The following is a 24588-nucleotide window of genomic DNA, read 5'->3' as shown; positions in this document are numbered from 1 at the left end:
AAAGGCGGCGGGCTGAGCCCATTGTTCCAGCCGGGTCATGAAATCCGCAACGCCCCGGAGACCACCATCACCGGGCATGGCGCGTCCCGCACCAGCGGCTGGCTGACGGAGCCGAGCACGAGCCCGGCGAGCCCCACGTGCCCGCGGGATCCGACGACGAGCAGGTCGCCCGCCCCGACCGCGCCCGCCACGGCCCGGGCCGCCGGGCCGGCGGCCGATTCGACCGAGAGCTCGAGCCCCGGGTAGCGCTCCCGCAACGCGCGGGCCAACGACGGCCCGTCGCTCCCCGCGCCCTGTGCGGGGGCGGCCCCGGAAGGCGCGGCCCCGCCGTCGTCCTCTCCGGACTGTGCGGCGGGCCTGCGCTCCGCGGTGAGCAGGAGCAGGGGGCGGGCGCGCGCCGAGGCGGCCTCGGCGGCGGCCTCCGCGACGTGGCCGTCGCCGGATGCCCGCACGGCGGCGACGACGCGGCCACCGGCCCCCGGTCCGGGCCCGGCCCAGTCGGCCGGTACGACGACGGTCGAGCAGTGGGCGTGCGTGGACAGGGCCTGGGAGAGGCTGCCGAAGACCCGCTGGCCGAGCCCGGAGGCGCCCGTGCGGCCGACCGCGGCGAGGTGGAAGGTCCGCGAGAGGTCGCGCAGGGCGTCGGCGACGTGGCCGCTGAGGACGTGGACCTCGGTCGGGACGCCGCGCCCCTCGGCGCGGGCAGCCGCCTCGGCGAGCCGGGCCCCTGCCTGTTCGGACATCCGGCGCTGATACTGGGCGTCGACGCGCGCATTCGTGACGGGGACGGGTTCGGCGACGGCGACGAGGCAGAGCCCCCAGCCGCGGAGCGCGGCCTCGTCGACGGCCCAGCGGAACGCCGCGTTCCCGCTGTCCGAGCCATCGAAGGCGACGAGTATGGCGGCCATGGTCCAACGGTACGTGGCGGCACGGGCGCCGGGAAGGGCGGCAACGAACCAACCGCGGGGCCCGCCCAGTTCACGTCGTCTCGGCGAAACCGCGGGCTGTTGGCGACTGCGCGGGGTCTACCCCGTGGCCTCGCCGAGACGACGTGAACTCGCTGAAGCGTTTCCGCGGCGGCGAGTGCCCGCCGTCGGCCGCACCACATTTATGCGCGGGCGCCCCTTGTAACGCGCGTCATACCTGCCGTACAGTCGTCGATAACAGTTTGTTCGATTATCGAATCTCAAGTTCTATTATCGAACACCACTAGCCCGCAGCGGCAGCACAATGAAGTGAGGACAGCCCGTGCAGTTCCACCACCACGGTTACGTTTCCGGCGATCCGCGCATCGAGCCGGCGGCCGGCACCGGCGTCGACCGCCCCGCCGAGCTCCCGGAGCAGATCGACGTCCTGATCGTGGGCTCCGGCCCCGCCGGAATGCTGGCCGCGGCCCAGCTCGCCCAGTTCCCCTCCGTCACCACGCGGCTCGTCGAGCGCCGCCCGGGCCGGCTCGCGATCGGCCAGGCGGACGGCATCCAGGCCCGCAGCGTCGAGACGTTCCAGGCGTTCGGCTTCGCCGAGCGCATCACCGCGGAGGCGTACCAGATCACGGAGATGGCCTTCTGGAAGCCGGACCCGCGGGACCCGTCGCGGATCGTCCGCTCCGCCCGCGCCCAGGACGATCCCCACGGCATCAGCGAATTCCCGCACCTGATCGTGAACCAGGCGCGGGTCCTGGACTACTTCGCGGAGTTCGCCGCCAACTCGCCCGCCCGCATCACGCCCGACTACGGCTACGAATTCGTCGGCCTGACGGTCGGCGACGGCGAGTTCCCCGTGGCCGTCACGCTCAAGCACACCGCCGGCGCCCAGGAGGGCGCGGAGCGCACGGTGCACGCGAAGTACGTGATCGGCGCGGACGGCGCCCGCAGCCGGGTCCGCTCCTCGATCGGCTGCACCCTGGCGGGCGACGCCGCCAACCACGCGTGGGGCGTCATGGACGTCGTCGCGTCCACCGATTTCCCGGACATCCGCCTCAAGTGCGCCATCCAGTCCCACGACGGCGGCTCCATCCTGCTGATCCCGCGCGAGGGCGGGCACCTGTTCCGCATGTACGTGGACCTCGGCGAGGTCCCGGCGGACGACGCCGGCAACGTCCGCAAGACCACGATCGAGCAGATCATCGCGCAGGCCAACGCCATCCTGTCCCCCTACACCCTCGACGTCCGCAACGTCGCGTGGCACAGCGTCTACGAGGTGGGCCACCGCCTCACGGACCGCTTCGACGACGTCCTGCCGGAGGAGCTCGGCGACCGCACGCCGCGCGTGTTCATCACGGGCGACGCGTGCCACACCCACTCGGCGAAGGCCGGCCAGGGCATGAACGTGTCCATGCAGGACGGCTTCAACATCGCCTGGAAGCTCGGCCACGTGCTGGAGGGGCGCAGCCCCGCCTCGCTGCTGTCCACCTATTCGGCCGAGCGCCAAGTGGTCGCGAAGAACCTGATCGACTTCGACAAGACGTGGTCCACGATGATGGCCAAGAAGCCGGAGGAGTTCTCCAGCCCCTCGGAGCTGGAGGACTTCTACGTCCGGACGGCGGAGTTCCCGGCCGGGTTCATGACGGAGTACACGCCGTCGATGATCGTCGGCGGCGCGGAGCAGCAGGAGCTGGCCGCGGGCTTCCCGGTGGGCAAGCGCTTCAAGTCCGCCCGCGCCGTGCGGGTGAGCGACACCAACCCGCTGCACCTGGGCCACCAGGCCAAGGCGGACGGGCGCTGGCGCATCTACGTCTTCGCCGATCCCGCACTGCCGGGCACGGGCTCCCCCACGGACGCCCTCGGCGAGTGGCTGGCCTCTTCCCCGGAGTCGCCGCTCGCGGCGCAGCCCGCCGGCGGGGACGACGACGCCTGGTTCGACGCGCGCGTGATCTACCAGCACCCGCACACCGAGATCGACATCAACGCGGTCCCGCGGGCCTTCAAGCCGGAGGTCGGCCCGTTCCGGCTGACGGACCTGAACAAGGTCTACGGCGTGGACCCCGCCGCGGACATCTTCGACGAGCGGCAGCTGGACCGCGCCGGCGTCGTGGTGGTGGTCCGCCCGGACCAGTACGTGGCCACCGTCCTGCCGCTGACCGCGACCGGCGAGCTCGGCGCGTTCTTCGCGGGCGTCCGCGGCGAGCGGGCCACCGCCCAGGCGTAGGAGGACCCAGGAGGACGACGGCGGACCGCGCGACAGCCGAGGGGAGGACCGGAAGCATGGCGAATTCGTCGTCCGGGGAATCCGTCCTCGACCGCATCACCAGGATCCTCGGGGCCTTCGAGGACGGCTCCCCCCTGCTGACCCTCGGCGAGCTCTCCCGCGTGGCCGGACTGCCCGTCAGCACGACGCACCGGCTGGCCGGCGAACTGCAGGCGGCCGGATACCTGGAGAGGGACCCGGAGGGACGCTTCGGGATCGGCATCCGGCTGTGGGAGCTCGCCGCCCGCTCGACCTCCGCCGAGCGGTTCCGCCGCACGGGCCGCCCCGTCCTCGAGGGCGTCCACGCCGCCGTGCGGCAACACGTCTGGCTCTCCGTGCCGCGCTTCGAGGACTTCACGGTCCTCTACCTCGAGCGGCTGGACCGGCACGGCAGCGCCGTGGACGTGGCCGAGGTCGCCGGCCGGCTCGGCATGCACACGACCTCCGCCGGGCTCGCCATGCTGGCCCACGCCCCCTGGGAGGTCCAGGAGCGGTTCCTGGCCGGGGAGCTGGAGCGGACGACGCCGGCGACGGAGACCGATCCCGCGCGGATCCGGGCGCATCTGGCACAGATCCGGGAACGCGGCGTCGTCCGGCTCCCCGGGGTCCTGGTCGAGGAGAACGCGGGATACGCGGCTCCGGTGTTCGGTCCCGGGAACGAGGTGATCGGGGCGATCACCGTCGTCGTCCCCCTGGCCGAGGACAACCCGCAGCTGGTCCTGCCCGTCCTGATCGCCGGCGCGCGCTCGCTGTCCCGGTCCATGGGATCCTCGCGCCGGGGCGAGGGGCCGAGGCCCTGGCTCCGCCCCGCCCCCTGAACCTCGCGGAGATCACCTCTTCCGTTCAATGGAACGCCTGTCCAAGCCCGAGCCGGGGGCTCCTACCGTGGAAGCCACACCACCCGGCTCCCGAGAGGCAACCCGTGAACCAGCAGCACCCCGGCCGCGCGCTCCGCGTCGGCATCGCCGGCTGCGGCAAGATCAGCCGCAACCACCTCCAGGCCTTCGCCGAACTCGACTCCGTGGAGGTCGTCGGGGTCTGCGACATCGACCTCGGCCGGGCCGAGTCCACCGCCGCGGAGTGGGGCGTACCCGCGGCCGTCCGCTCCCTCGACGAGCTGCTCGGCCTCGGGCTCGACCTCGTCTCCGTCTGCACGCCGCACCCGGCCCACGAGGAAGCCGTCCTCGCGGCGGCGGCCGCGGGAACGCACGTGTTGTGCGAGAAGCCGATCGCCGTCGACCTGGCCTCCGCCGAGCGCATGGTCCGGGCCTGCGACGCCGCCGGCGTCCGGCTCGGCGTCCTGTTCCAGCGCCGGTTCTGGCCAGCGTCCCAGCGCGTGCGCGCCGCGATCGACGACGGCACCCTGGGCACACCCGTGCTCGGGCACGCGTCCGTGCTGCTGCACCGGGACCCGGAGTACTACTCGACGGACGCGTGGCGCGGCACCTGGGCCACGGACGGTGGAGGGGTCCTCATGACGCAGGCCGTGCACTACATCGACCTCCTCCAGTGGTACCTGGGCGACGTCGCCGAGGTCCACGGCGCCGTCAACACCTTCAAGCACGGGGCGGACATCGAGGTGGAGGACTCGGCCAGCGCCGTCATCACGTTCACCTCCGGCGCCCTGGCCACGCTCTCGGCCTCGACCGCCGCCTCGCCGGCGCTCGGGGCGCAGGTCCGGATCACCGGTTCGACTGGGGCGACGGTCGAGCTCACCGAGTTCCCGGAAGGCAGCGCGGGGCGCGTCACCCTCCACGCCGCCGACGGCGTGGTCGGTTCCTCCCCCGCGCATCCGGCCGGAGCCGAGCCGAACGCCGGGCTGTCCGCGATCCATGCCGGGCTGGCTCCGTACCATGCCGCCCAGATCCGCGAGTTCGTGGACGCCGTCTCGCGCGGCGACGACCCCGCCGTCACCGGTCGCGACGCCGTCAACGCCCTGCGCATCCTGCTGGCCGTCTACGAGTCCGCGCGTACCGGGGCGCCGGTCCGCTTCGCCCCGTTCCCGTCGGACGGGCCGGTCGCCCCGACCCAGGTCACCGCTCATGTCGCCACCGTCGCGGCCGCGAACGTCGCCGAGGGCGGCGAAGACCCGGCCCCGACGCCCGGCACGGCGGCCCCCGCGCCGCCGACCGCCGTCGTCCACTCCGGGGGAACTCCGTGATCCCGTTCCCCGCCGGCGGCTCCCGGCCCGCGCTGGGGCTCGCCCAGCTCTCGCTCGGCGGCACCGCGCCGCCGGACCTCGTCCGGCTCGCGGCCGACGCCGGATTCGACTTCATCGGCGCCCGCGTCCGTCCCGTCACCGCCGCCGAGCGGGCCTACGAGATGCAGCCCGGATCCCCGCTGTTCGCCGAGACGCTGGCCCGGATGCGGGACACCGGGGTCACGGTCCGCGACATCGAGTTCCTGCTCCTGGACGGCAGCGAGCAGCGGGAGGCGTGGCTGCGGATGATGGAGGCCGGCGCGGCCCTCGGTGCCACCGGGCTCACGGTCGCCGCGAGCGATCCGGACCGCTCCCGCCTCGCCGAGAACCTGGCCCGGATGGCCGCGGACGGACGCGACCACGGGATCACGCCCATGCTCGAGCCGATCTCCTACCAGGCGGTGCACTCGATCCCCGACGCCGCGGAGCTGGCCCGCGCGGCCGGATGCCGGATCGTCGTGGACACGCTGCATTTCCGGCGCTTCGGCGGCACGCTCGACGAACTGCGCGAGCATGCGGATCTGGTCCCCCTGCTCCAGATCTGCGACGGTCCCGCCGTGCGCCCCGCCGACCGCGACGGGCTCGTGACGGAATCCCGCTCCGAGCGCGGGGTCCCGGGGCTGGGCGGCTTCCGGATCGAGGAGATCGTCGCGGCGCTGCCCGCGGGCGTGCCGGTGAGCGTCGAGACGCCGTCGGATGCGACCGTGGCGCGCGTCGGCGAGGCCGCGTGGGTCCGGACGCTCCGGGACGCGGCCGAACGGGTCCTCGAGGCAGCGGACGCGCTGCGCGCCTCCACACCCGACCACCACACCACGGAGCCCACCCGATGAGCGATGTCCCCGCCTCGCCGACCCCCGACGCCGGTTCCGGCTCGACCTCCGACGCCGGCCCCGACGTCGGTTCCGACACCGGTCCCGTCACCCGTCCCGAGGGCCAGGACGTCGACGTCCTGGTGGTCGGTTCCGGGGCCGGAGGGCTGTCCGCCGCCGTCACCGCCGCCTACCACGGGCTGAAGGTGCTCGTGGTGGAGAAGGCCGAGGTCTGCGGCGGCGCCACCTCCTGGTCCGGCGGCTGGGCGTGGACCCCCGGCAACCCGCTGGCGAAGGCCGACGGCGTCGACGAGGACCGCGAGGAGTTCCGCACCTACCTGCGCCACCGGCTGGGCAAGGAGTACGACGCCGAGCGCGTCGACGCGTTCCTCGAGGCCGTCCCGCACATGGTCGGCTTCTTCCACGGCAAGACCTCGCTGCAGTTCACGCCGGGCGCGAAGATCCGGGACATCTACGGCAACACCCCGGGCGCCGGCACCGGCCACCGCTCCGTGGGCCCCGCCCCGTTCAACGCCCGCTCCATCCGCCCGGAGCTGCGCGCCAGGATGCGCCACCAGCTCTACGAGACCTCGTTCCTGGGCATGGGGATCATGGCGGGGCCGGACCTGACGAAGTTCCTCTCCGCCTCCCGCGGCAGCATCCCGGGCCTGATCCACGCGGCCAAGCGCTTCCTGCCGCACCTGTTCGACCTGGCCGTGCACCGGCGCAACATGCAGCTCGTCAACGGGACCGCGCTGACCGGGCGCCTCATGAAGTCCGCCGACGATCTCGGGGTGGAGATCCGCGTCTCCACCCCGGCGCTCCGGCTCCTCACGGACGCGGACGGCCGCGTCGTCGGGGCCGAGGTCGAGGGGCCCTCCGGGCGGTCCCGGATCAACGCGGCGCGCGGCGTGGTGCTGGCCACGGGCGGGTTCCCCCAGGACGCCGAACGCCGCCGCGAGCTGTTCCCCCACACGCCCACCGGGCGGGAACACTGGACGCTCGCCCCGCGGGAGGCCAGCGGCGACGGCCTGGACCTGGCTCTGGCGGCAGGGGGCCGCTTCAAGACGGACGTGGCCTCGCCGGCCGCGTGGTGCCCGGTCTCCCTGGTGCCGCATGCCAACGGCCGCCAAGGGACCTTCCCGCACATCATGGACCGTGCGAAGCCCGGCTCCCTCGGCGTGCGCCGGGACGGGAAGCGCTTCGTGAACGAGGCCAACGGCTACCACGACTACGTGGACGCGCTGCTGAAGGCCACCCCGGACGGCGAGCCGGCGGAGTCGTGGCAGATCGCCGACGCCCGGTTCGTCCGCAAGTATCCGCTGGGGATGGCCAAGCCGCGCCCCGTGCCGCTGTGGCCGTACGTGCGCTCGGGCTACCTCAAGACCGGCCGGACGCTCGAGGAGCTGGCCGCGGCGTGCGGCATCGATCCGGCCGGGCTGCGCGGCACCGTGGAGCGGTTCAACGCCAACGCCCGGCGGGGCGAGGACCCGGACTTCGGGCGCGGGGAGACGGAGTTCAACCGCTACGGCGGGGACCCGGGGAACGGCCCGAACCCCTCGCTCGCCCCGATCGAGAAGGGCCCGTTCTACGCGGTGAAGGTGGTCCCCGGCAGCTTCGGCACCTTCGCCGGGATCGACGTCGACGCCCGGGCCCGCGTGCTCGACGCGCAGGGCCGGCCGATCCGCGGCCTCTACGCCGCGGGCAACGACCAGGCCTCCGTCATGGGCGGGCACTACCCCGCCGGCGGCATCAACCTGGGCCCGGCGCTCGCCTTCGGCTACGTCGCGGGGCGGGACCTCGCCGGTGCCACGGACTACGAGGACGACGCCGGGGCCGCCGTCCGCCGCTGACGCGCCTCGCGCACGGCGCCCCTTCCCGGCACGTGCCGGGGGTGACCGCGCGGCCCGGGCCCCGCCGTCGTCCTCCGTCCCGCGGTTCCCTACAGGCCCACCATCCTCATCCCGGAGGCGTCGTAGCGCTCCCCCGCGACGCCGACGGTGTCGACGAGCGCGTCGAGCGAGGCGACGTCGTCCGCGGAGAGGCGCAGCGACGCGGCGCCGGCGTTCTCGTCGATCCGGGAGCGCCGGCGCGTGCCCGGGATGGGGACGATGAAGGGGCGCTGGGCGAGCAACCACGCGAGGGCCACTTGCGCGGGCTGCGCGCCGAGCCCGTCGGCGAGCGCGCGGACGTGGTCGATGAGCGCCTGGTTGGCGGCGAGGTTCTCCGCCTCGAAGCGGGGCACGCGTCCGCGGATCTCGCCGGCCCCGAACACGGCGTCGGCGGCGACGGTCCCGGTGAAGAAGCCCTTGCCGAGCGGGCTGAAGGGCACGAAACCGATCCCGAGCTCCCCGCACGCCTGCAGCACGCCGCGCTCCGGGTCCCGCGTCCAGAGCGAGTACTCGCTTTGGACCGCGGTCACGGGGAAGACGGCGTGGGCGCGGCGGATGGTCGCGGGCCCGGCCTCGGAGAGCCCGAAGTGCTTGACCTTGCCCTCGGCCACGAGCTCGCCCACGGCCCCGGCGACGTCCTCGATGGGCACGTCCGGGTCCACGCGGTGCTGGTAGAAGAGGTCGATCGCCTCGACGCCGAGCCGCTGCAGGGAGCCCTCGGCGACGCGGCGGATCTGCTCGGGCCGGGAGTCGGTGCCGCGCATCTGCCCGTCGACGATGTCCCAACCGAACTTGGTGGCGACCACGACCTGCTCGCGGAGCGGGGCGATCGCCTCGCCCACGAGCTCCTCGTTGACGTAGGGCCCGTAGACCTCGGCGGTGTCGATGAACGTCACGCCCTGCTCCACGGCGTGGCGGAGCACGCCGATCATGTCCTGCCGGTCCCCGGGGTTGGGGCCGTAGGACATCGACATGCCCATGGCCCCGAGGCCGATCGCGGAGACCCGCAGTCCTTGTCCAAGCGTCCTGGTGTGCATGGTGGTTCCTTCCGTCGGTTCGCCGGACCGGGCCGGCGGCTGCCTCCAGTCAACGCCGGCCGCGGTCCCCGCGGGAGTCCCTGCCGTCCCGGGTACCGGCAGGGCCCCTCTGGGCGAGGACGACGGCGGAGCCCGGCTCCGCGGTCCCGCCCGCCTCGGCTGCGTCTCTGGTCAGCCCGGGGTTTCGGGCGGACAATCGAGCATGGCAACCTCTTCAGAGACGCATCAGGCCCGGGACACCCTGCGGTACCTGCGCCTCATGCTCCTCGTGGTCCCGCTCCTGCTGCTCGTCGCGATCGCCGTCTACGCCTGGTGGACGGGGACCATCGAGGAGTCCATCAGCTCCTACTACCTGGGCCCCGCCCGGGACCTGTTCGTGGCGATGCTCGTGGCCACGGGCGTCCTGCTCGTGGTCTACAAGGGGTCTTCGCCGCTGGAGGACTACGCCCTGAACTTCGCCGGCTTCTACGCCATGTTCGTGGCCTTCGTCCCCACGCGGCTCGGCGAGACGCTCGGCGGGCTCGAGCCGGACGAGCGCTTGGAACTGATCCGCTCCATCCAGGTCGCCGTCGTGGCTGTACTCGTGGTCGCCGCGGTCTTCGCCTGGCTCGATTTCCGGACCACGGGCTGGGCGCCGGCACGTCTCCTGAGGGATCCGTGGACGCGGATCCTGACGATCGCCAGCTTCGTGTTCCTGGCGGGATTCGTGGTGCTGCTTCTCTGGCGGACGGTGGAGGGCAACGAGTTCGCCGGCGTGCACTTGGCGGCGACCCTGCTGCTCATCGCCAGCATGGGGGTGGCCATCGCGAGCCACTTGGGGCCCGGCCCGCTGAGCGCCGTGGACACGAGCGGCGGCCGGCGGCGCAGCTATGCCGTGCTGCTGACGATCATGGTCCTCGGCATCCCGGCGGTGCTCATCCTGACGGCGTTGGGCCTGAAGCAGGCCGTGTTCGTGGTGGAGTGGATCGAGATCGGCGTGTTCACGACCTTCTGGTTCCTCGAGACGCGGCGCACGTGGCATGAGGGCGTCGCCTGAGCGGCGGTAGTGCGCGGTCGGCTCCGGTCGCGGTGGGGGGGACGACGCCGGACGCGGCCCCGCGCTCCCATGTTCAGGCCATCTCCGGCGACGCGCCCACCTCCCGCGCGGCCGTCGCCGCGCTCGACGGCGCCGGCGTGCTCTCCCCGGAGGACCTCGCCCGGGCGGGCGACGACGCGGACGAACGCTCCGTCGTCGTACGCCACGTCCTGCGCCGGCACGGCTTCGATCCCGGCGCCGCCGGTGCCGCGGCGGCGGTCCTCGCCCAGGTGGCCGGGGCCGTCCAGGAGCGCCACGGCGGGCTGGTCCAGCGCATGCTGCGCGCCCACGCGGAGCAGATGCGGCAAGAGTTGCTGGGCATGGTCGCCGATCCGCGGGGGCTGGAGGAACCGCTGCGGCAGGCGTTCGCGCACTGGCTGCAGAACGCGGCCGATCTGCCCATCTCGCTCGTGGACGCGCCGGTGCGCGCGTTCCTCGACGCGCGCGGGATCGGCGTGGAGCAGCTTGAGGGGGCCGCGGACGCGGTGGACCTGAACATCGCGCTGGTCGACGACGTCCTGCGGGCCGAGGTCGAGGAGCAGAACGCCGAGGGCGGCGGCGCGCCGGGCGCCGGCGGTGCCGAGGGACCCGGGGAGGAGCCATGAGCGGCGCCGGGCAGTGGCAGCCGAAGCCGCCGTCGGGGCTCCGCTACGAGTTCCCGGGCTACCCCGAGCCGAAGAACATCACCACCCTGGGTCCGTTCGGGATCGGCGTGGCCGGCAAGCCCCCGAAGGAGGGGCTCTTCAGCGTCACGTACCCGGCGCCGCGTCCCCAGCACCGGAATCCTCCGCCGGCCGTCCCGCAGCCGTTCCGCCAGTCGTCCCGCGTGTACCAACCGCCGCCGGCCACGCCGCGGATCCCGTTGCCGGGTCCGCTCCCGAACCGCTCGATTCCCGGGTTGCCCACGGGCCGGTCATCGCTCTTCAACCCGCCGTCCCCGCCGGCGGCGCCCATCCACCGGCCGCTCCACTGGCGGCCGCCCACGAACCTGCCGTTCCAGAATCCGACGACGCAGGTGCAGCGGTTGACGAACATGCAGACCATCATCTTGTCCGCGGCCAACGCCGTGGTTCAGCGCAACCCGCACCTCGTGCCCAATCCGCATTTCCGGCTGGGAGCACCGCCGCCTCCGCCGGTGAACATCACGCGGATTCCGTGAGCGCTTCCAAGCGCAAGCGGCCATGGGGTTCATTGCCGCGCCAACGGCAATGGGCGCCCGGCAGCGTCTGAGAAGTCTGAGGCTGGCCACGCCTTGGGCAGCGCGAGCATCCGCGTTGTTCCCGCATTCCGCAGCACCAGCGATCTGCAGCAAAGCAATCGCCGCGTGCCATGCAAGCGCGTTGCACGTGGTGAACAACACGCGGATGCCATTTGCAGGGCCTCGAGGAACAGCTGGCCTCTCGATGCGGGATTCGGGTGTCAGCGGCCATTGGAAATTGCTCACAGGCGGCCGGCCCGGTGCCCCAGGTCGGCCACGAGATGTGCGCGGTCACGGCCAGGAAAAGTGCCCCCCGGCGGCCAGCCAAAACGCGCTCGCGTGAGGGCCGAAAACCGTCAAGACCACTCGGTCCAGCTACCGCCGTCCAACGTTCGCAACCGAAGGCTCGAACTGGGAAGTGCGAGCACTCCAATGGCCCATATCAGCCTCGTTGTCCCCGTTTTCACGGTCGTGTACTCATTTCGGCAGGACGCTCAGGCCGCATACCGGCAATGGGTCAGGGCTTGGATAACCAGACGCCGGCTTCTCGGTCCGAATGGGAAAGCGTGGCCTCTGGCTCGAGGGTAGCCTGCCCACAGACGGCCGGCCCACCGCAGTATTGGTGGCCGCTCACGGGCAATCGCGGTGGCCATCACCGGGCAACCCATTGGCCGCCCGTGGGCAATTCTTAATGGCCGCTGGCACCGGAGCAAGTCACTCGGAACGCTGATTTCCCGTGTTCTCCGGGGCTCGCGACCGCGTGGGCGGTGTCTCGGGCGGGTTCAGCGGGCGGATCAGCGTGGTCCGGTCGTAGAGGAAACGCGTCAGTCCAAAACCCGTCTGAGTGCCTCGAATCGCCGTGACTTGCTCACTGCCTACGCCGCTGGAGTGCCTGTGAAGGAGCTGACGGTGAGGTTCGGGGTACATCGCGGGACGACGTGGGAGATGGCGCGCAGGGCAAGACTGGATACCCGCACACCGGCCCTGTCCAAACAGACACGCCAGAAAACGGCCTGTCTGTACAGGGACGGGATGACCTTGGCGCAGATCCCTGAACGGATCTCTATCAGCCACGAGGCGGTACGTGCCGCGTTAGTCGCGTGCGGCGGGACGATCCGCCCTCGCGGGCTCCGCGTCATCAGCGTTTGACGGTTTGGGCGACGTCATCACGGACGTTGGCTTCGAGCGTCGGATGCCTCCGTTATCGTTACCGGACGTGACCCAACGCCTCGGCGTAGTGACACTCCGGCAGGGCACACGGTTTTGATGATGACGACCGACCCGTCCGACGGCGCGGCACACGGACGGTCACCCATGGGTGCTCGGTACGATAGATCAAGAATGTCGACTGAACGAACGCGGAGGAGAGTGAGGCATGGCACGTGGAGACCTGCTCTTGGCTCTCGTTCAGTCCGGTGCCGGAGGCGACGACCTCGCCTTCCGACGTGCGGCCGAGGCTCTCATCGCCGAGGAAGAGAACAAGAAGCACAATGTGCTTGCCTCGCAGCTGACTGACGCACTGCGCACACGGCGGTCCACCCCGGCCGCCAACGTCACCTCACTCGCGCCGAATGACGCTGCTCGCGGGCTGTTCTACGAGCAGGAACCCGAGCGGCGACTGTCGGAGTTGGTTCTTCCCGTCGAGGCTCGCCAAGCAGTCAGTCAGCTCATCGAAGAGCATCACCGCCGTGATCTTCTGCGCAGTCACGGTGTCGAGCCACGTCATCGCCTCCTGTTCGTCGGGCCACCCGGCGGCGGTAAGACCTCACTGGCTGAGGCGGTCGCGACCGAGTTGGCTGTCCCATTGTTGAGCGTTCGCTACGAAGGCCTCATCGGCAGTTTCCTCGGTGAGACCGCGTCCCGTATGGAGACGTTGTTCGACGCGGTGAGGGTCAGGCCGTGCGTGCTCTTCTTCGATGAGTTCGATGTTGTCGCCAAAGAACGTGGCGACACTCACGAGACCGGCGAGATCAAGCGGGTCGTGAGTTCATTGCTGCTGCAAGTAGACCGGCTTCCGAGTCACGTCATCGTCATCGCCGCCACCAATCATGCCGAGCTTCTGGATCGCGCAGTCTGGCGGCGCATGCAACTTCGACTCGACCTGCCGAACCCCACACGGGCCGGAAAGGTCGAGTGGCTGCAAGCATGGTCGGCGCGGAGCGGGGTGAGCCTGGGGCTCTCTCCGCGGACGATTGCCGACCGTCTCGGCCGGGTCAGCTTCGCTGAACTCGAAGAGTTTGCCCTAGACGTGCAGCGGCGATCCATCCTCTCCGGGCCGGAGCCCGACTCGACGACGGTCGTGCAGCAACTGCTCAAGCAGTGGTCCAGTCGCGCCCACGTTAGCGAGGAGTAATGCCTCCGGAGAATCAGGCCTCAACCGAGCGACCAGTCATTCTGGGACGGGTTACCTCACCGCGCACGATTCCAGGGCGGCGTGGCGGCGGTGGGCGAGCGCGGTTCACCGATCCGGAGGAGCGCTCGCGGCGGATCGACGCACGTTTTGATGAGGCGATAGCTGCGATCGGCGATCAGGTCCAGATTTCGGATTCGATCCATGCTGCCGACCCTCAACTCGTGCTCGTGTTCGAAGCGCTCGATGAGCAGATCGATTTATCTGCTGTGGCCGCCAGCCTTGGCATCGAAATCCTCATCGAGGCTGAAAGCGCGATCACGCCCACCGATGAGTTCGAACTCGTCAGCGATGAACCACGAAACCCATACATCGGTTCATGCCTGCATGCGGTGTGCGCTAACCAGACGGCGTTCGACAATCTGCTTTCGCTCTGGCGTATGTGGAGAGCTACGGATGGTCTTCCTTACGGCTATTCGAAGCTTCGGGAACTCTTCGCCCACTTGAAAGACCTCCGACCGTGGGGGCCGCAAGATCGACTGCGGGCCATCGACTGGGACGAGTACTTCGCCGGGCACATTGATGACCGCCCACAGAGTATCGAGATCGAGCTGTGGTATCGCCGGAGTGATCAGAAGCGGCGACAGAGTCAGCAGGAGGTGACCGCCCTGGTCGAACAGGCCGGCGGTCAAGTCACTGCATCCGCGATCATTGACCAGATCGGCTATCACGGGCTCAAGTGCGCCGTGCCGAATCAGGTATTGCGCGATTTGGCGTCTGGGAACCACGATGCGGTTCGTGTCGTCCGTTCCGCGAACGTCATGTATCTGCGCGTTTCGGGGCAAGCCTTGCCTGTCGTCGGCCCGCCCACCGAAGCACAGGGACAGATCGATGGCGACCTGCCCACGGGTGATCCGGTTCTCTGCCTACTTGATGGAGCGCCTGCGGCGAACCACCCGCTGCTGCGTGGCCGCGTGGAAGTTTACGATCCCGACGACCTGCTCGAAAAGGCGACCGTCGATGAACTGCGACACGGCACGTGGATGTCGTCGGTGGCGGTCTGGGGAGACCGCGGCCTCGGCGAGGCCCCCGCGGTGCGACCGGTACTCGTGCGCCCGATCCTGACCCCTGCCGACGATACCGAGAACAGGATCGAGGAGCTTCCTGCCGAGGAGCTCGTGCCGGATCTGATGTGGCGGGCGTTCCGGGAACTGTTCGATGGGACAGACTCGCGGCCAGCAGCGGGCGAGACGATCGCGATCGTCAACATCTCGGTGGGTGACCCGGCCGCACCATTCGAAACCATTCTGTCGTCGTGGGCACGCATCATCGACTGGCTCAGCTACCAGTACGGCGTGCTCATCATCGTCTCAGCAGGCAATCACCAGAATCTCGTACTCAGCCCGGCATCCTCCACTGAGATCGCCGGCCTTCAAGGCGATGACCGACGACGCGCGATCCTCGACGCGATTGCCCGTCAGCAGAACAAGCGCCGACTCCTTGCCCCCGCCGAATCGGTGAACGCGATCAGCGTCGGCGCGATTCACGGCGACGCGTCGAGAGTCGATCCGCTGGGATACGCCGTCGATCCCACCGATGGGCTTCCCGCCATCAGCCCCATATCCCCAACCGGCAGCGGATACCGTCGAAGCGTCAAACCTGACCTCGCAGCCAACGGCGGCCGCGTGTTCTTTCGAGACGGCATCACCGCCCAGGACACGATCTCGTTCGCTGGTCTCTCGGCACTTGGACCAGGCATCCGCGTCGCAACCCCGAGTCAGTTCCGAGAGACACACATCGCGGGCACGAGCCCGGCTGCGGCACTCGTCGCCAGAAGAGCAGCGCGTCTCCACGACGTGGTCTCCGACATCACCACCGGGGTGTCCATCAGCACACGACAACGAGCATCCGCGATCAAAGCACTGCTGGCGCACGGAGCAGCAGCCCCCGACCATTCGGAACATGACCCGGTCCCTGGCGAGAACACCTTCGGGAACGGCGCCGCGACACGCGATTACGCAGACGGCTGCGCCACGAACGAGGCCGTTGTGCTCTTCATCGGGTCGATCGGCGCAAACGAGGAACAAGAACTGCTCTTCCCGCTACCCGACGGTCTCAACGTACGCGAAGCCAAACGCATCGAAGCGACCCTCGCATGGCTCACGCCCGTCAACTGGCGGCATCGGCAGTACCGGAAGGCGGCACTGTCCTTCGTCAAGCCGGAGGGAGCGATTCCGAAGCTCGGAACACCGACAGGACTCAGCTCAGACGCCACAACGCGCGGAGCGACAACCCTGCAACGCCAGTCGTGGGAGTTGCAGAGCACGTTCGCATCCGGGCAGGGATCGAACATGAAGGTGCGGGTCAAGTGCTACGAGCAGGCCGGCGGGCTACTCGGCGAGCGGGTTGATTTCGCTGTCGCGCTCTCCCTCTGGGTCGCGCCGGCACTCAATGTCGACGTGTACAGCCAGGTGCGGGCTCAGGTTCGTGCCAGAGTCACAATCCAGCCCCAGGGATAAGCCTGGTTGCTGCGCACGTCGCTTTGCGCGGAGCTTCACCAGCTATCGGGGCGTCGCCGTCGCCCGTTTCGGTGCTGAAGCCTCTGCACATCTCCCCGATGACGGGAAGGAGGTCGCACATAGCATCACCTCGTTGGCGAGGGACGAGCTCACCGAGAGGATCGCGTAGCGTGCATGATCGTGGCCGGCGATGCCGTGACCGGTGATCTACTTCGCACAATCAGCACTGTTGAGACGCTCTGGTGTTAAGTCGGGCCTTTCGGTTGATCGCGCTCATCGAAATTCCCCACTCCACGCTCACTGAAATTCCCCGCCCGTGTCAGTCCCCAAACGGGGGCGGGCCTTCCTCGAAGCTGGTGGTCTCTGACCACACACCGGCTTACGAGAAAGGCCCGTCCCTGGGAGTGTCAGACGAACGGTGTATCTGGTCCTGGCCTGACCGAAAGGAAAGGCGATGACCGATGTCATCGAGATGATTGATCCTGTGACGGGAGAGATCATCGATCAGCAGCAGATCGCGGAGCAGCTGCTCGCGGAAGCGAAGGAGAAGGGCGTCAGCCTGGTCGGCCCGGACGGGCTGCTCGCCGGGCTAACGAAGCGGGTGCTGGAGACTGCGCTCGAGGTCGAGATGACCGAGCACCTCGGTTATGACAAGCACCAGCCCAGCACCGGCGAGAATGCCCGTAACGGGACGCGGGCGAAGACCGTGATGACCGAGGTCGGTGCAGTGCAGATCGACGTTCCCCGGGATCGTGAGGGGTCGTTCCAGCCGAGGATCGTGCGCAAGCGGCAGCGTCGGCTGGACGGGATCGACGAGATCGTGCTGTCATTGACCGCGCGCGGGCTCACGACCGGTGAGGTCGCGGCGCACTTCGACGATGTCTACGGAGCCAGCGTCTCGAAGGACACGATCTCGAAGATCACCGACAAGGTGATCGAGGAGATGACCGAGTGGCAGAACCGTCCGTTGGACCGCGTCTACCCGGTGGTGTTCATCGACGCGATCGTCGTGAAGGTGCGGGACGGGCAGGTGCGCAACAAACCGTTCTACGTCGCCGTCGGCGTCACCACGGGCGGGGAACGCGACATCCTCGGGATCTGGGCCGGCGACGGTGGTGAGGGCGCGAAGTTCTGGCTCGGCGTGCTCACCGAGATCAAGAACCGCAGCGTCGAGGACGTCTGCATCGTCGTCTGCGACGGGCTGAAAGGCCTCCCGGACGCGATCAACACGACGTGGGAGCTGACGACGGTGCAGACATGCATCATCCACCTGATCCGCAACACGTTCAAATACGCGTCGCGGAAGTACTGGGACCAGATCGCCCGCGACCTCAAGCCGGTCTATACCGCCGTCAACGAAGCTGTCGCGAGGGCCAGGTTCGAGGAGTTCGCCGAGAAGTGGTGCACCATGTATCCCGCGATCCGGCAGCTCTGGGAGAACGCATGGGCGGAATTCATCCCGTTTCTGGACTACGACGTCGAGATCCGCCGCATCATCTGCTCCACGAACGCGATCGAGTCGCTCAACGCCCGCTACCGGTGTGCCGTCCGTGCCCGCGGGCACTTCCCCAACGACGCTGCCGCGCTGAAATGCCTGTATCTCGTGACCCGGTCGCTTGACCCGACGGGGCGAGGTCGGGCACGGTGGGTCACGAGGTGGAAGCCCGCGCTCAACGCCTTCGCTATCACCTTCGAAGGCCGAATCAACTGACAATGCGCCAGGCCAGATCCACCGTTAATCTGACAGACCCCTGCGTCAGCGGCTGCCCCGCGAGCCCCTGCAGCGTCCCGGCTTCTCCGGCTGCAGATGCACCGATTTCGACGGCATCGATCATCGCCCCTTCTTTTCTCCCAGACCCGATGACATTCACCTTGAATCCGGCAGTCCCAGCAATTGAGGAGCGCCCGACGTCACCGGGAGGACTTGCTACTTGGCGGAGAGGACCCTATGGGCGTGTCGGCAAAGGGTGGCGCCACTCAAATCCTTCGTCGCTGCCCGGTCGTTTCCACACCACAATCGCGTCACGTTTGAAACCATCCGACATAGCTGCCGCGTACATGAACTTGATCGCGCTTCGCGGACCAACTCGGCAAGGCATGACTTCGCTTACGGTTGAGAGAAGACTGTCAGGGTCAGTGGTGAATGAGACTTCGAGTGCTTCAACCGGACTGTCATTTCGAAGGAGATAGGTATCCCCATCTAACCAAGTCATCGACCAAGGAGGACCATCGAATATCGCCGACTGAATCATGGCGAGCCTTTCGGCTGCGCCTGCCGCCCTTTCCGCGGCTGCATTCGCCGCCTTACTGGCACTTTCGGCGCGCCCCTCAGCTTTTAGCGAGTCTGCCCTGGCGGTCCAGGCCATGATGGCCGCGGCCCCCGTTCCGAGAGCACCAATGATCGATATAAATAGGGCCGCGTCCATGCAAGAAGGCTACTTCAGGCCGGTCGAACTCCTCGGGAGCAGTTTTCCGCTTCCCCCCTTCGTGCGGCCACCGCTCACTCCCCGAGGCGCAGTGCGCCACTCTTGGAATGTGTTGTCACTAGACTTGGCCCAGTGGGACACTCGTCTTACTAGATTTCGACACGCCCGCTTGGGAGGATGGGGTCCTTGGACCCCTTGCTCGGTTCGAATCCGAGGCGTGTCACGATGAGCATCGAAGTGAAAATGGACTGGCTAGCAACTCTCGGGCTAGATACCGAACCCCAATGCGGAAAACTATTCAACTCTTCAGTGCACCAACGATTGTTCGGGCAGTTCGACATCAGGGATGAATTTGCCGTTGCACCCGTCCGATACTTGCTCACTGCGGGGACTCATGAGTGGGCCACTCGGCGCCTCTTCGACGGTCACACTTGTCGACGTCTTCCGTATCCCAGAATCTCGATTCAGGGCATTGATCTTGAAGTCTGCGACATCACTATCTCGTTGTTCCCGACCGACATAGCAGTCGCAAGGATAAGTGCTAAGGCACACTTGGTCGGTTCCGGGGAACTGGAGAGAGATCTTGCAGCGTTACAACGCCTAAGAGCATCCAAGGACATCCCTGAGATCAGAACGTTGTTTGATCTCCTCTTTGCACGCCTAGCCGGCCTGGGTGCTCAACCAGTGCGCCGAAACTATAAGGGCTTCTTTATAGGCGAGATCCAGATTCCGAATCATTCAGATGTCTTCACAAGACTTGTTGAAGACCATGGACGAGACGTCGTCGCGTTGCTAATCGGCACTAGCGAACCAAGCAGCCTTCAGCAAGATCTCATCCAGCGGGTCTTGGCCTCAAACGAGGACCTGAATACGAAATCGAAAGATGACCTCATGTTGCTCAACCGCAAAGGAGCCATAATCCTGCGCCCGGCAGGGCACTACCGGGGCCCCCATGCACATCGACTATCGAGGACGAGAGATCTTGCGGTCATCAACCAATTTGCGTTGAAGTTTCTGAGTGACTATGGTGCAAGCGCAGTAAGAGTGGACCATAGCTCTGCCACCATTTTGAGTAAGCTAACAAAGTGGGTTGATCAGCCTGAGCTCATCTTCTACTCCAGCGTCTCCCAAACGAATGTCTGGAAAACATTGTCAAGAGCAACGTTGCTACACAACTTTGTCGACGCAGCAAATAGCGCACGATAAATCAGATTCGCGTCCCCTTCCGAAAGTTCCGCCAGTTCATGGGCCTCGCGGCCATGAGCATCGAGATTCGCTATTGACGAGCGCACCATGCGAACCTTTGACTTGGTCACGGCTGTAGCGAAACGCAGTGTTAACGCCGACCGAAAATAGGGCCATTTCTGCCAACTGAAAATAGGGCCACCGGGTTGCGGTTCTATTGTGCCTGAGGTCTTGTGGTGGTTCTGTTGCGGAGTCGGTAGCTGCTGCCGGTGAGGTTGAGAACCTCCGCGTGGTGGACGATGCGGTCGATCATGGCTGAGGCAACCGTAGCGTCGCCGAAGACCTCGCCCCAACGGCTGAACGCCAGGTTCGAGGTGAGGACCAGCGAGGCGTGCTCATACCTGGACGAGACCAGTTGGAAGAACAGGTTCGCCGAGTCCTGGTCGAACGGGATGTATCCGACCTCGTCGACGATCAGCAGCTTGTAGCGGCGCAGCTTTGTCAGTTCCTGGGGCAGGCGTCCGCGTTCGTGCGCCTCGGCGAGGCGAGCGACCCAGCCGGTGGCGGTGTCGAACAGGACCCGGTGCCCGGCGCGGGCGGCCTTGATCCCGATGCCCACGGCCAAATGCGTTTTGCCGGTGCCGGGAGGACCGAGCAGGACCACGTTCTTGGCTTCCTCGAGGAAGACCCCGGTGCCGAGGTGGGCCACCAGGTTGCGGTCGGCGGCCGGCTGGTGGTCGAAGTTGAACTCCTCGATGGTCTTGGCGCCGGGGAAGCGGGCGGCACGGATCCGCAGGGCCGCCCCGGAGGCTTCGCGCTCGGCGACCTCGCGGCTGAGCACGGCGGCTAGGTACTCCTCGTGGGACCAGCCCGCTTCCCGGGCGCGGTCGCCCAGGGCACGGTAGCCGTCGGTGATGCGCGGGGCGCGTAATGCCCGGGCGTAGTACTCGATGCTCTTCGCCGGCTCGCTCACCGGCCGGCCTCCGCCAGTTCACGCGCATCGTCCGGGACGGCGAGGCCGAAGAGCCGGTCGTAGATGCCCAGATCGCGTTCCTGGACCTCGGCGTGGCGGCCGGTCCTGATGGTGCGGTGGGCGCGGCGCAGGGCGGCGGCCCTGTCGACGTGGGCCGGATCGGTAAGGATCTGGTGGCGCGCCCAACGTCGTTCGTGCTTGGCCAGCAACGTCCCGCCGGCAGTGACGGTCACCTGCTCGAGGTCCGCGGCCACGTCCACGATCCGCCCGATCGCCGACGGGTCGACGGAGTAGTCGTTGGAGAACACCCGCACGTAGTAGTCCCGCGGCAGCCGGATGCTCTTGCGCAACCCAGTCTCGGGCGCCAGCGGTGCCAGCGGGCGCATCGCCTCGCGGTCGCGCAACACGAGCTCGGCGGGCCGTCCGTGGCGGGAGCGCGAGTAGCGGGCATTGGCCCGCGGCAACCAGTCGGCCAGCTGCTCGTTGAAGTCGCCCGGGGAGGCGAAGGTCCGGCCGGGCATGAAGCCTTGGCGGAAGAACCGGTTCATCCGCTCCACCATGCCCTTGGACTCCGGGTCGTTCGGCGGCAGTTGGCGGATCGTGCAGCCCAGCACCCCGGCGAAAGACGCGGCCGGATCCGTCAGCCGGCCCTGGCCGATGCCGCTCTCGTTGTCCCAGACCAGCCGCTCGGGGACCGCGGCCGCGTCCTGGATCAGCGACCACATCCCGCCCAACAGGTCCGGCGTGGTGCGGGTGGGGATCATCCGGGCCTGGATGAAGCCGGAGAAGGTGCTGGTCATGACCAGCACCGGCGGCTTGCCCTGTTGGCCGTGCCCGAGCGGTAGCGGCTCGTGCGGGAACCAGAGGTCGCATTGGACCGCCTTGCCCGGTTCGTGGACCAGCCGGTCCACCGGGTCCGCCGGCAGATACTCGGGCCGGATCTGGCGGACCTTGTCGCGGAACAGGGACGCCGATCCCGTCCATCCCACGCGTTCGGCCAGCACGGTGGCCGGCATCGTCGGAGTCCTGGCCAGCAGGGTCCGGACCCGGCCGGCGTAGGAGTCGAAGCTCGAACCTGCCGACGCCCGCTCGTACTTAGGCGGCCGGTCTGATTCCAGCGCCCGGTCAACCGTTCCCCGCGAAACCCCGAGCTGCGTGGCCAGCTCTCTCTTAGAGATCTTCTCCGTCGCGTACCGGTGGCGAATCTGCGCCCAAACGTCCAATGTGATCACCTTCCATGATGGTCAGGTGGCCTCATTTTCAGTTGGCGTTCTTGGCCCTATTTTCGGTCGGCGTCAACACGCAGAAATCTGCTTATCCCGCGCCCAGTCAGCGCGTACAGCTTAGCTGCAGGCAGGAGCCATAGGTACCCACTGGCATAGGCCGGAAACAATAGGGTCTCCGGCCTGCTTCCTTCAGACTCTGAAGGCGCAATGGACAGATAGCCCGAATCGCCGCGGCTCCGGGTCCTGTCTCGAATCTTTACTGACCTGAAGACCACGGCGCACGAGCCAACCTTCAAACCTGACGCCGGCTACGCGTCAGCCCTAGGGCGCGATCATCACCTTGAGCGCCTCGCGGGCGTCCATCGCCGCGTAGCCATCGGCCACGCCGTCGAACCCGACGGTCGAATCGAATACGCGCCCCGGGTCGATCTCGCCGGAGAGCACCTGCGGGATCGCGGCCTTGATGTACGCGCGGACGGGCGCGGGCCCGCCGGTGAGCGCGGCGTTCTTGCCGAAGAGGGATCCGAAGCCGATCGGCGCCGACTCGTACTGCGGCACGCCGACGCGGGAGATCACGCCGCCGGGGCGGACCACGCCGTAGGCCTGCTCGTACGCGGGCAGGTGCCCCACGGCCTCGAGGACCACGTGGCTCCCCTCGCCGCGGGTCAGCTCGAGGACCCGGGCGATGCCCTCCTCGCCGCGTTCCGCTACGACGTCGGACGCCCCGAACTCGCGTCCCAGGTCCGTGCGGGAGCGGTGCCGGCCCATGAGGATGATCTGCTCGGCGCCCATCTGCCGCGCCGCGAGGACCGCGGACAACCCCACGGCCCCGTCGCCGATCACCGTGACGGACTTGCCGGGCTCCACGCGCCCCTGGAAGGCCGCGTGGTATCCGGTCAGGTAGACGTCGGACAGCGTCAGCAGCGAGGCGAGCAGCCCGGAGTCCTCGCCGACGCCGGGCACGGGGACCAGGCTGCCGGAGGCCTGCGGGATCCGGGCGTACTCGGCCTGCAGCCCGGCGGTCTCGTCCGTGCCGTAGAAGCCCCCGTGCAGGCAGGAGGTGTGCACGCCCTCGCGGCAGAACACGCACGTGTTGTCGGCGAAGGCGAAGGGCGCGATCACGAGGTCGCCCTTGTTCAGCCCGGTCACCTCGGAGCCGAGCTCCTCGACGACGCCGATGAGCTCGTGGCCCATCGACTTGGCCCCTTCGCCCGCGGGGAGGGAGTGGTAGGGGTGCAGGTCGGAGCCGCAGATGCAGGCGCGCACGGTGCGCACGATCGCGTCGGTGGGCTGCTGGATCACGGGATCCGGGACGTCCTCGACGCGGACGTCGCCGGCTCCGTACATAAAAGTGGCCTTCAAGGTGTGTTTCTCCTCGGTGTGGTGGGTCGGCGGCTAGGCGTCGGCGGGCCCGGCGGCGTACTCGGCGTCGGAGACCTGCTCGAGCCACGTGGTCGTCGTGGCGGGGTCCTCGCCCTGGTCCAGCAGGGCGAGGTGCACCATGAAGCGGTCCGGCGCGGCGCCGTGCCAATGCTCCTCCCCCGGCGGGGTGTAGACGGTCTGGCCGGGCAGGACCCGCAGGACCTCGCCGCCGCGGGACTGCATGTAGGCGACACCCTCGGTCACGTGGAGGGTCTGGCCCCGGGCGTGGGAATGCCAGGCCGTGCGCGCGCCGGGCGCGAACCGCACCGTGGCCGCGGTCATCGACTGGCCCTCCTGGCGCGGCGAGGCGATCGGATCCACCCAGACGTCGCCCGTGAATCGCTCCGGCGGGTTCTTGGCCGTCGGGGCGGGTTCGATGATCTCCATGCTGGCTCCTCCTCGGTGGCTCGCGGAATCGTGCCGCGATCCACGCTAAGGGCGCTGCCGGCGCCGCGGGAGGCCCTGTCAGTACCTGTGGGCGCCGTCACGCGGAGGCAAGGGTACGACGGCGGCGCGGCACCGCCGTCGTCCTGGCCGGCTGCGGCGCGGGAATCGGCGGCCCCGTCACGGCCCTCTCCGCGCCCGGCGCGACGTGCATCGAGCTCCGCGGGCACGAGGAGGCGCTGTTCGGCACGGTCCTGCGCACCGGGGACGGCGACGAGGGAACGCTGACCGGCGTCGAGCTCCTCGATGCCGACGGGCTGGAGGTGACCGGTTCCTGGCTCATCGAGCCGGCGAAAGACGGGACGGTGATCGGCTCGGAGCTGCTGCCCGTCGACGGACCCCACGCGGACCAGTGGGAGGCCCGCCGCGAGGCCGTCGGCACCACGGTCACCTCGGGAGACGTGAACCTGCTGGTGCAGTTGCGCCTGGCCGACGGCGCCGGGCGCGGCACGGCCTCCGGACTGGCGATCAGCCAGGAGGCGGACGGCCGCGGCTACCGGGACACGACGCCCGAGGCGATCGAGCTGGTGACCGGGGACTGCACCTGACGCCGCGCCCGGCACCCCCTCTATTCCGCATCACTCTCCACTCCCTCGGTCTGGGGAATGGTCGGAGCTAACGTGTCAGGTTTCGGATCCCGGCGGGA

At 68.7% G+C, this 24588-nt stretch carries 21 protein-coding genes; 13 read left to right on the top strand and 8 right to left on the bottom strand.

Going from position 1 to position 24588, the window contains the following annotated elements:
• Positions 1–35: 35 nt before the first annotated feature.
• Positions 36–908 (bottom strand): universal stress protein, encoded by an 873-nt coding sequence (locus AC0QR5_RS15035; RefSeq protein ID WP_329862560.1) that lies wholly within the window; start codon positions 906–908, stop codon positions 36–38.
• Positions 909–1248: 340 nt separating this feature from the next.
• On the opposite strand from AC0QR5_RS15035, the gene AC0QR5_RS15030 reads away from it, so the two are divergent.
• The 5 genes from AC0QR5_RS15030 to AC0QR5_RS15010 all read left to right on the top strand — a co-directional run bounded on the left by AC0QR5_RS15030 (position 1249) and on the right by AC0QR5_RS15010 (position 8048).
• A complete protein-coding gene (locus tag AC0QR5_RS15030; RefSeq protein WP_329862562.1) occupies positions 1249–3147 on the top strand; it encodes an FAD-binding monooxygenase in 1899 nt (632 codons plus the stop codon).
• A 56-nt stretch (positions 3148–3203) separates the two neighbouring features.
• Positions 3204–4004: an IclR family transcriptional regulator gene (locus AC0QR5_RS15025; protein ID WP_329862564.1), complete on the top strand. Its 801-nt coding sequence runs from the start codon at positions 3204–3206 to the stop codon at positions 4002–4004.
• A gap of 104 nt (positions 4005–4108) precedes the next feature.
• Positions 4109–5347 carry a Gfo/Idh/MocA family protein gene (locus AC0QR5_RS15020; RefSeq protein ID WP_329862566.1) on the top strand — a complete coding sequence of 413 codons (1239 nt, stop codon included), beginning with the start codon at positions 4109–4111 and terminating at the stop codon, positions 5345–5347.
• Positions 5344–6216: a sugar phosphate isomerase/epimerase family protein gene (locus AC0QR5_RS15015; protein WP_329862568.1), complete on the top strand. Its 873-nt coding sequence runs from the start codon at positions 5344–5346 to the stop codon at positions 6214–6216. Before AC0QR5_RS15020 ends, AC0QR5_RS15015 begins: the two co-directional genes overlap by 4 nt.
• Complete coding sequence (locus AC0QR5_RS15010) at positions 6213–8048, top strand: FAD-dependent oxidoreductase (RefSeq protein ID WP_329862570.1); 1836 nt, start codon at positions 6213–6215, stop codon at positions 8046–8048. Before AC0QR5_RS15015 ends, AC0QR5_RS15010 begins: the two co-directional genes overlap by 4 nt.
• An 89-nt stretch (positions 8049–8137) precedes the next feature.
• Here the strand turns inward: AC0QR5_RS15010 and AC0QR5_RS15005 are convergent, their stop codons facing one another.
• Complete coding sequence (locus AC0QR5_RS15005; RefSeq protein ID WP_329862572.1) at positions 8138–9124, bottom strand: aldo/keto reductase; 987 nt, start codon at positions 9122–9124, stop codon at positions 8138–8140.
• Positions 9125–9326: 202 nt separating this feature from the next.
• Here AC0QR5_RS15005 and AC0QR5_RS15000 point away from each other — a divergent pair, with 202 nt between their 5' ends.
• From AC0QR5_RS15000 to AC0QR5_RS14975, 6 genes are all read left to right on the top strand, one after another.
• On the top strand, positions 9327–10160 hold the full coding sequence (locus tag AC0QR5_RS15000) for a hypothetical protein (protein ID WP_329862574.1): 834 nt from the start codon (positions 9327–9329) through the stop codon (positions 10158–10160).
• Positions 10161–10192: 32 nt separating this feature from the next.
• Positions 10193–10804: a hypothetical protein gene (locus tag AC0QR5_RS14995; protein ID WP_329862576.1), complete on the top strand. Its 612-nt coding sequence runs from the start codon at positions 10193–10195 to the stop codon at positions 10802–10804.
• Complete coding sequence (locus AC0QR5_RS14990; RefSeq protein ID WP_329862578.1) at positions 10801–11358, top strand: hypothetical protein; 558 nt, start codon at positions 10801–10803, stop codon at positions 11356–11358. The genes AC0QR5_RS14995 and AC0QR5_RS14990 overlap by 4 nt, the downstream gene beginning before the upstream one ends.
• A 1414-nt stretch (positions 11359–12772) precedes the next feature.
• Positions 12773–13750 (top strand): AAA family ATPase, encoded by a 978-nt coding sequence (locus AC0QR5_RS14985; protein WP_329862580.1) that lies wholly within the window; start codon positions 12773–12775, stop codon positions 13748–13750.
• Positions 13750–16266, top strand: coding sequence for a S8 family peptidase (locus AC0QR5_RS14980; RefSeq protein ID WP_329862582.1), 2517 nt, complete (start codon positions 13750–13752; stop codon positions 16264–16266). Before AC0QR5_RS14985 ends, AC0QR5_RS14980 begins: the two co-directional genes overlap by 1 nt.
• Before the next feature lie 472 nt (positions 16267–16738).
• Positions 16739–17977 (top strand): IS256 family transposase, encoded by a 1239-nt coding sequence (locus AC0QR5_RS14975; protein WP_475372535.1) that lies wholly within the window; start codon positions 16739–16741, stop codon positions 17975–17977.
• On the opposite strand, the gene AC0QR5_RS14970 is transcribed toward AC0QR5_RS14975, so the two are convergent.
• Both AC0QR5_RS14970 and AC0QR5_RS14965 read right to left on the bottom strand, forming a co-directional pair.
• Entirely contained in the window at positions 17970–18101 is a 132-nt protein-coding gene (locus AC0QR5_RS14970) for a calponin homology domain-containing protein (protein ID WP_329864293.1), read from the bottom strand. The two genes, AC0QR5_RS14975 and AC0QR5_RS14970, sit on opposite strands and share 8 nt — an antisense overlap.
• A gap of 111 nt (positions 18102–18212) precedes the next feature.
• Positions 18213–18692: a hypothetical protein gene (locus AC0QR5_RS14965; protein WP_329864295.1), complete on the bottom strand. Its 480-nt coding sequence runs from the start codon at positions 18690–18692 to the stop codon at positions 18213–18215.
• Between the two features lie 225 nt (positions 18693–18917).
• Between AC0QR5_RS14965 and AC0QR5_RS14960 the strand changes: the two genes are divergently transcribed.
• Entirely contained in the window at positions 18918–19898 is a 981-nt protein-coding gene (locus AC0QR5_RS14960; protein WP_329864297.1) for a hypothetical protein, read from the top strand.
• A gap of 193 nt (positions 19899–20091) precedes the next feature.
• Here the strand turns inward: AC0QR5_RS14960 and istB are convergent, their stop codons facing one another.
• The 4 genes from istB to AC0QR5_RS14940 all read right to left on the bottom strand — a co-directional run bounded on the left by istB (position 20092) and on the right by AC0QR5_RS14940 (position 23885).
• Positions 20092–20850 (bottom strand): IS21-like element helper ATPase IstB, encoded by a 759-nt coding sequence (gene istB, locus AC0QR5_RS14955; RefSeq protein ID WP_329862121.1) that lies wholly within the window; start codon positions 20848–20850, stop codon positions 20092–20094.
• Positions 20847–22082 (bottom strand): IS21 family transposase, encoded by a 1236-nt coding sequence (gene istA, locus AC0QR5_RS14950; RefSeq protein ID WP_430633782.1) that lies wholly within the window; start codon positions 22080–22082, stop codon positions 20847–20849. Before istA ends, istB begins: the two co-directional genes overlap by 4 nt.
• A gap of 315 nt (positions 22083–22397) precedes the next feature.
• Positions 22398–23438, bottom strand: coding sequence for a zinc-binding dehydrogenase (locus AC0QR5_RS14945; RefSeq protein ID WP_329862123.1), 1041 nt, complete (start codon positions 23436–23438; stop codon positions 22398–22400).
• Between the two features lie 33 nt (positions 23439–23471).
• A complete protein-coding gene (locus AC0QR5_RS14940) occupies positions 23472–23885 on the bottom strand; it encodes a (R)-mandelonitrile lyase (RefSeq protein ID WP_329862124.1) in 414 nt (137 codons plus the stop codon).
• 320 nt (positions 23886–24205) lie between these two features.
• On the opposite strand from AC0QR5_RS14940, the gene AC0QR5_RS14935 reads away from it, so the two are divergent.
• On the top strand, positions 24206–24490 hold the full coding sequence (locus AC0QR5_RS14935) for a hypothetical protein (protein WP_329862125.1): 285 nt from the start codon (positions 24206–24208) through the stop codon (positions 24488–24490).
• The last annotated feature ends 98 nt before the right edge of the window (positions 24491–24588 follow it).

This window comes from Arthrobacter sp. J156 (assembly GCF_056172865.1).
This window is presented reverse-complemented; position numbering and strand designations above follow the sequence as displayed.

Excerpts from the sequence above, each read along its gene's own strand:
- AC0QR5_RS14970 (WP_329864293.1), bottom strand. The coding sequence starts at position 18,101 with ATGATCGATGCCGTCGAAATCGGTGCATCTGCAGCCGGAGAAGCCGGG.
- AC0QR5_RS14990 (WP_329862578.1), top strand. The coding sequence starts at position 10,801 with ATGAGCGGCGCCGGGCAGTGGCAGCCGAAGCCGCCGTCGGGGCTCCGC.
- AC0QR5_RS15035 (WP_329862560.1), bottom strand. The coding sequence starts at position 908 with ATGGCCGCCATACTCGTCGCCTTCGATGGCTCGGACAGCGGGAACGCG.
- AC0QR5_RS14940 (WP_329862124.1), bottom strand. The coding sequence starts at position 23,885 with ATGGAGATCATCGAACCCGCCCCGACGGCCAAGAACCCGCCGGAGCGA.
- AC0QR5_RS14965 (WP_329864295.1), bottom strand. The coding sequence starts at position 18,692 with ATGGACGCGGCCCTATTTATATCGATCATTGGTGCTCTCGGAACGGGG.
- AC0QR5_RS14960 (WP_329864297.1), top strand. The coding sequence starts at position 18,918 with ATGAGCATCGAAGTGAAAATGGACTGGCTAGCAACTCTCGGGCTAGAT.
- AC0QR5_RS14985 (WP_329862580.1), top strand. The coding sequence starts at position 12,773 with ATGGCACGTGGAGACCTGCTCTTGGCTCTCGTTCAGTCCGGTGCCGGA.
- AC0QR5_RS15025 (WP_329862564.1), top strand. The coding sequence starts at position 3,204 with ATGGCGAATTCGTCGTCCGGGGAATCCGTCCTCGACCGCATCACCAGG.
- AC0QR5_RS14975 (WP_475372535.1), top strand. The coding sequence starts at position 16,739 with ATGATTGATCCTGTGACGGGAGAGATCATCGATCAGCAGCAGATCGCG.
- AC0QR5_RS15010 (WP_329862570.1), top strand. The coding sequence starts at position 6,213 with ATGAGCGATGTCCCCGCCTCGCCGACCCCCGACGCCGGTTCCGGCTCG.
- AC0QR5_RS14980 (WP_329862582.1), top strand. The coding sequence starts at position 13,750 with ATGCCTCCGGAGAATCAGGCCTCAACCGAGCGACCAGTCATTCTGGGA.
- AC0QR5_RS15005 (WP_329862572.1), bottom strand. The coding sequence starts at position 9,124 with ATGCACACCAGGACGCTTGGACAAGGACTGCGGGTCTCCGCGATCGGC.
- AC0QR5_RS15000 (WP_329862574.1), top strand. The coding sequence starts at position 9,327 with ATGGCAACCTCTTCAGAGACGCATCAGGCCCGGGACACCCTGCGGTAC.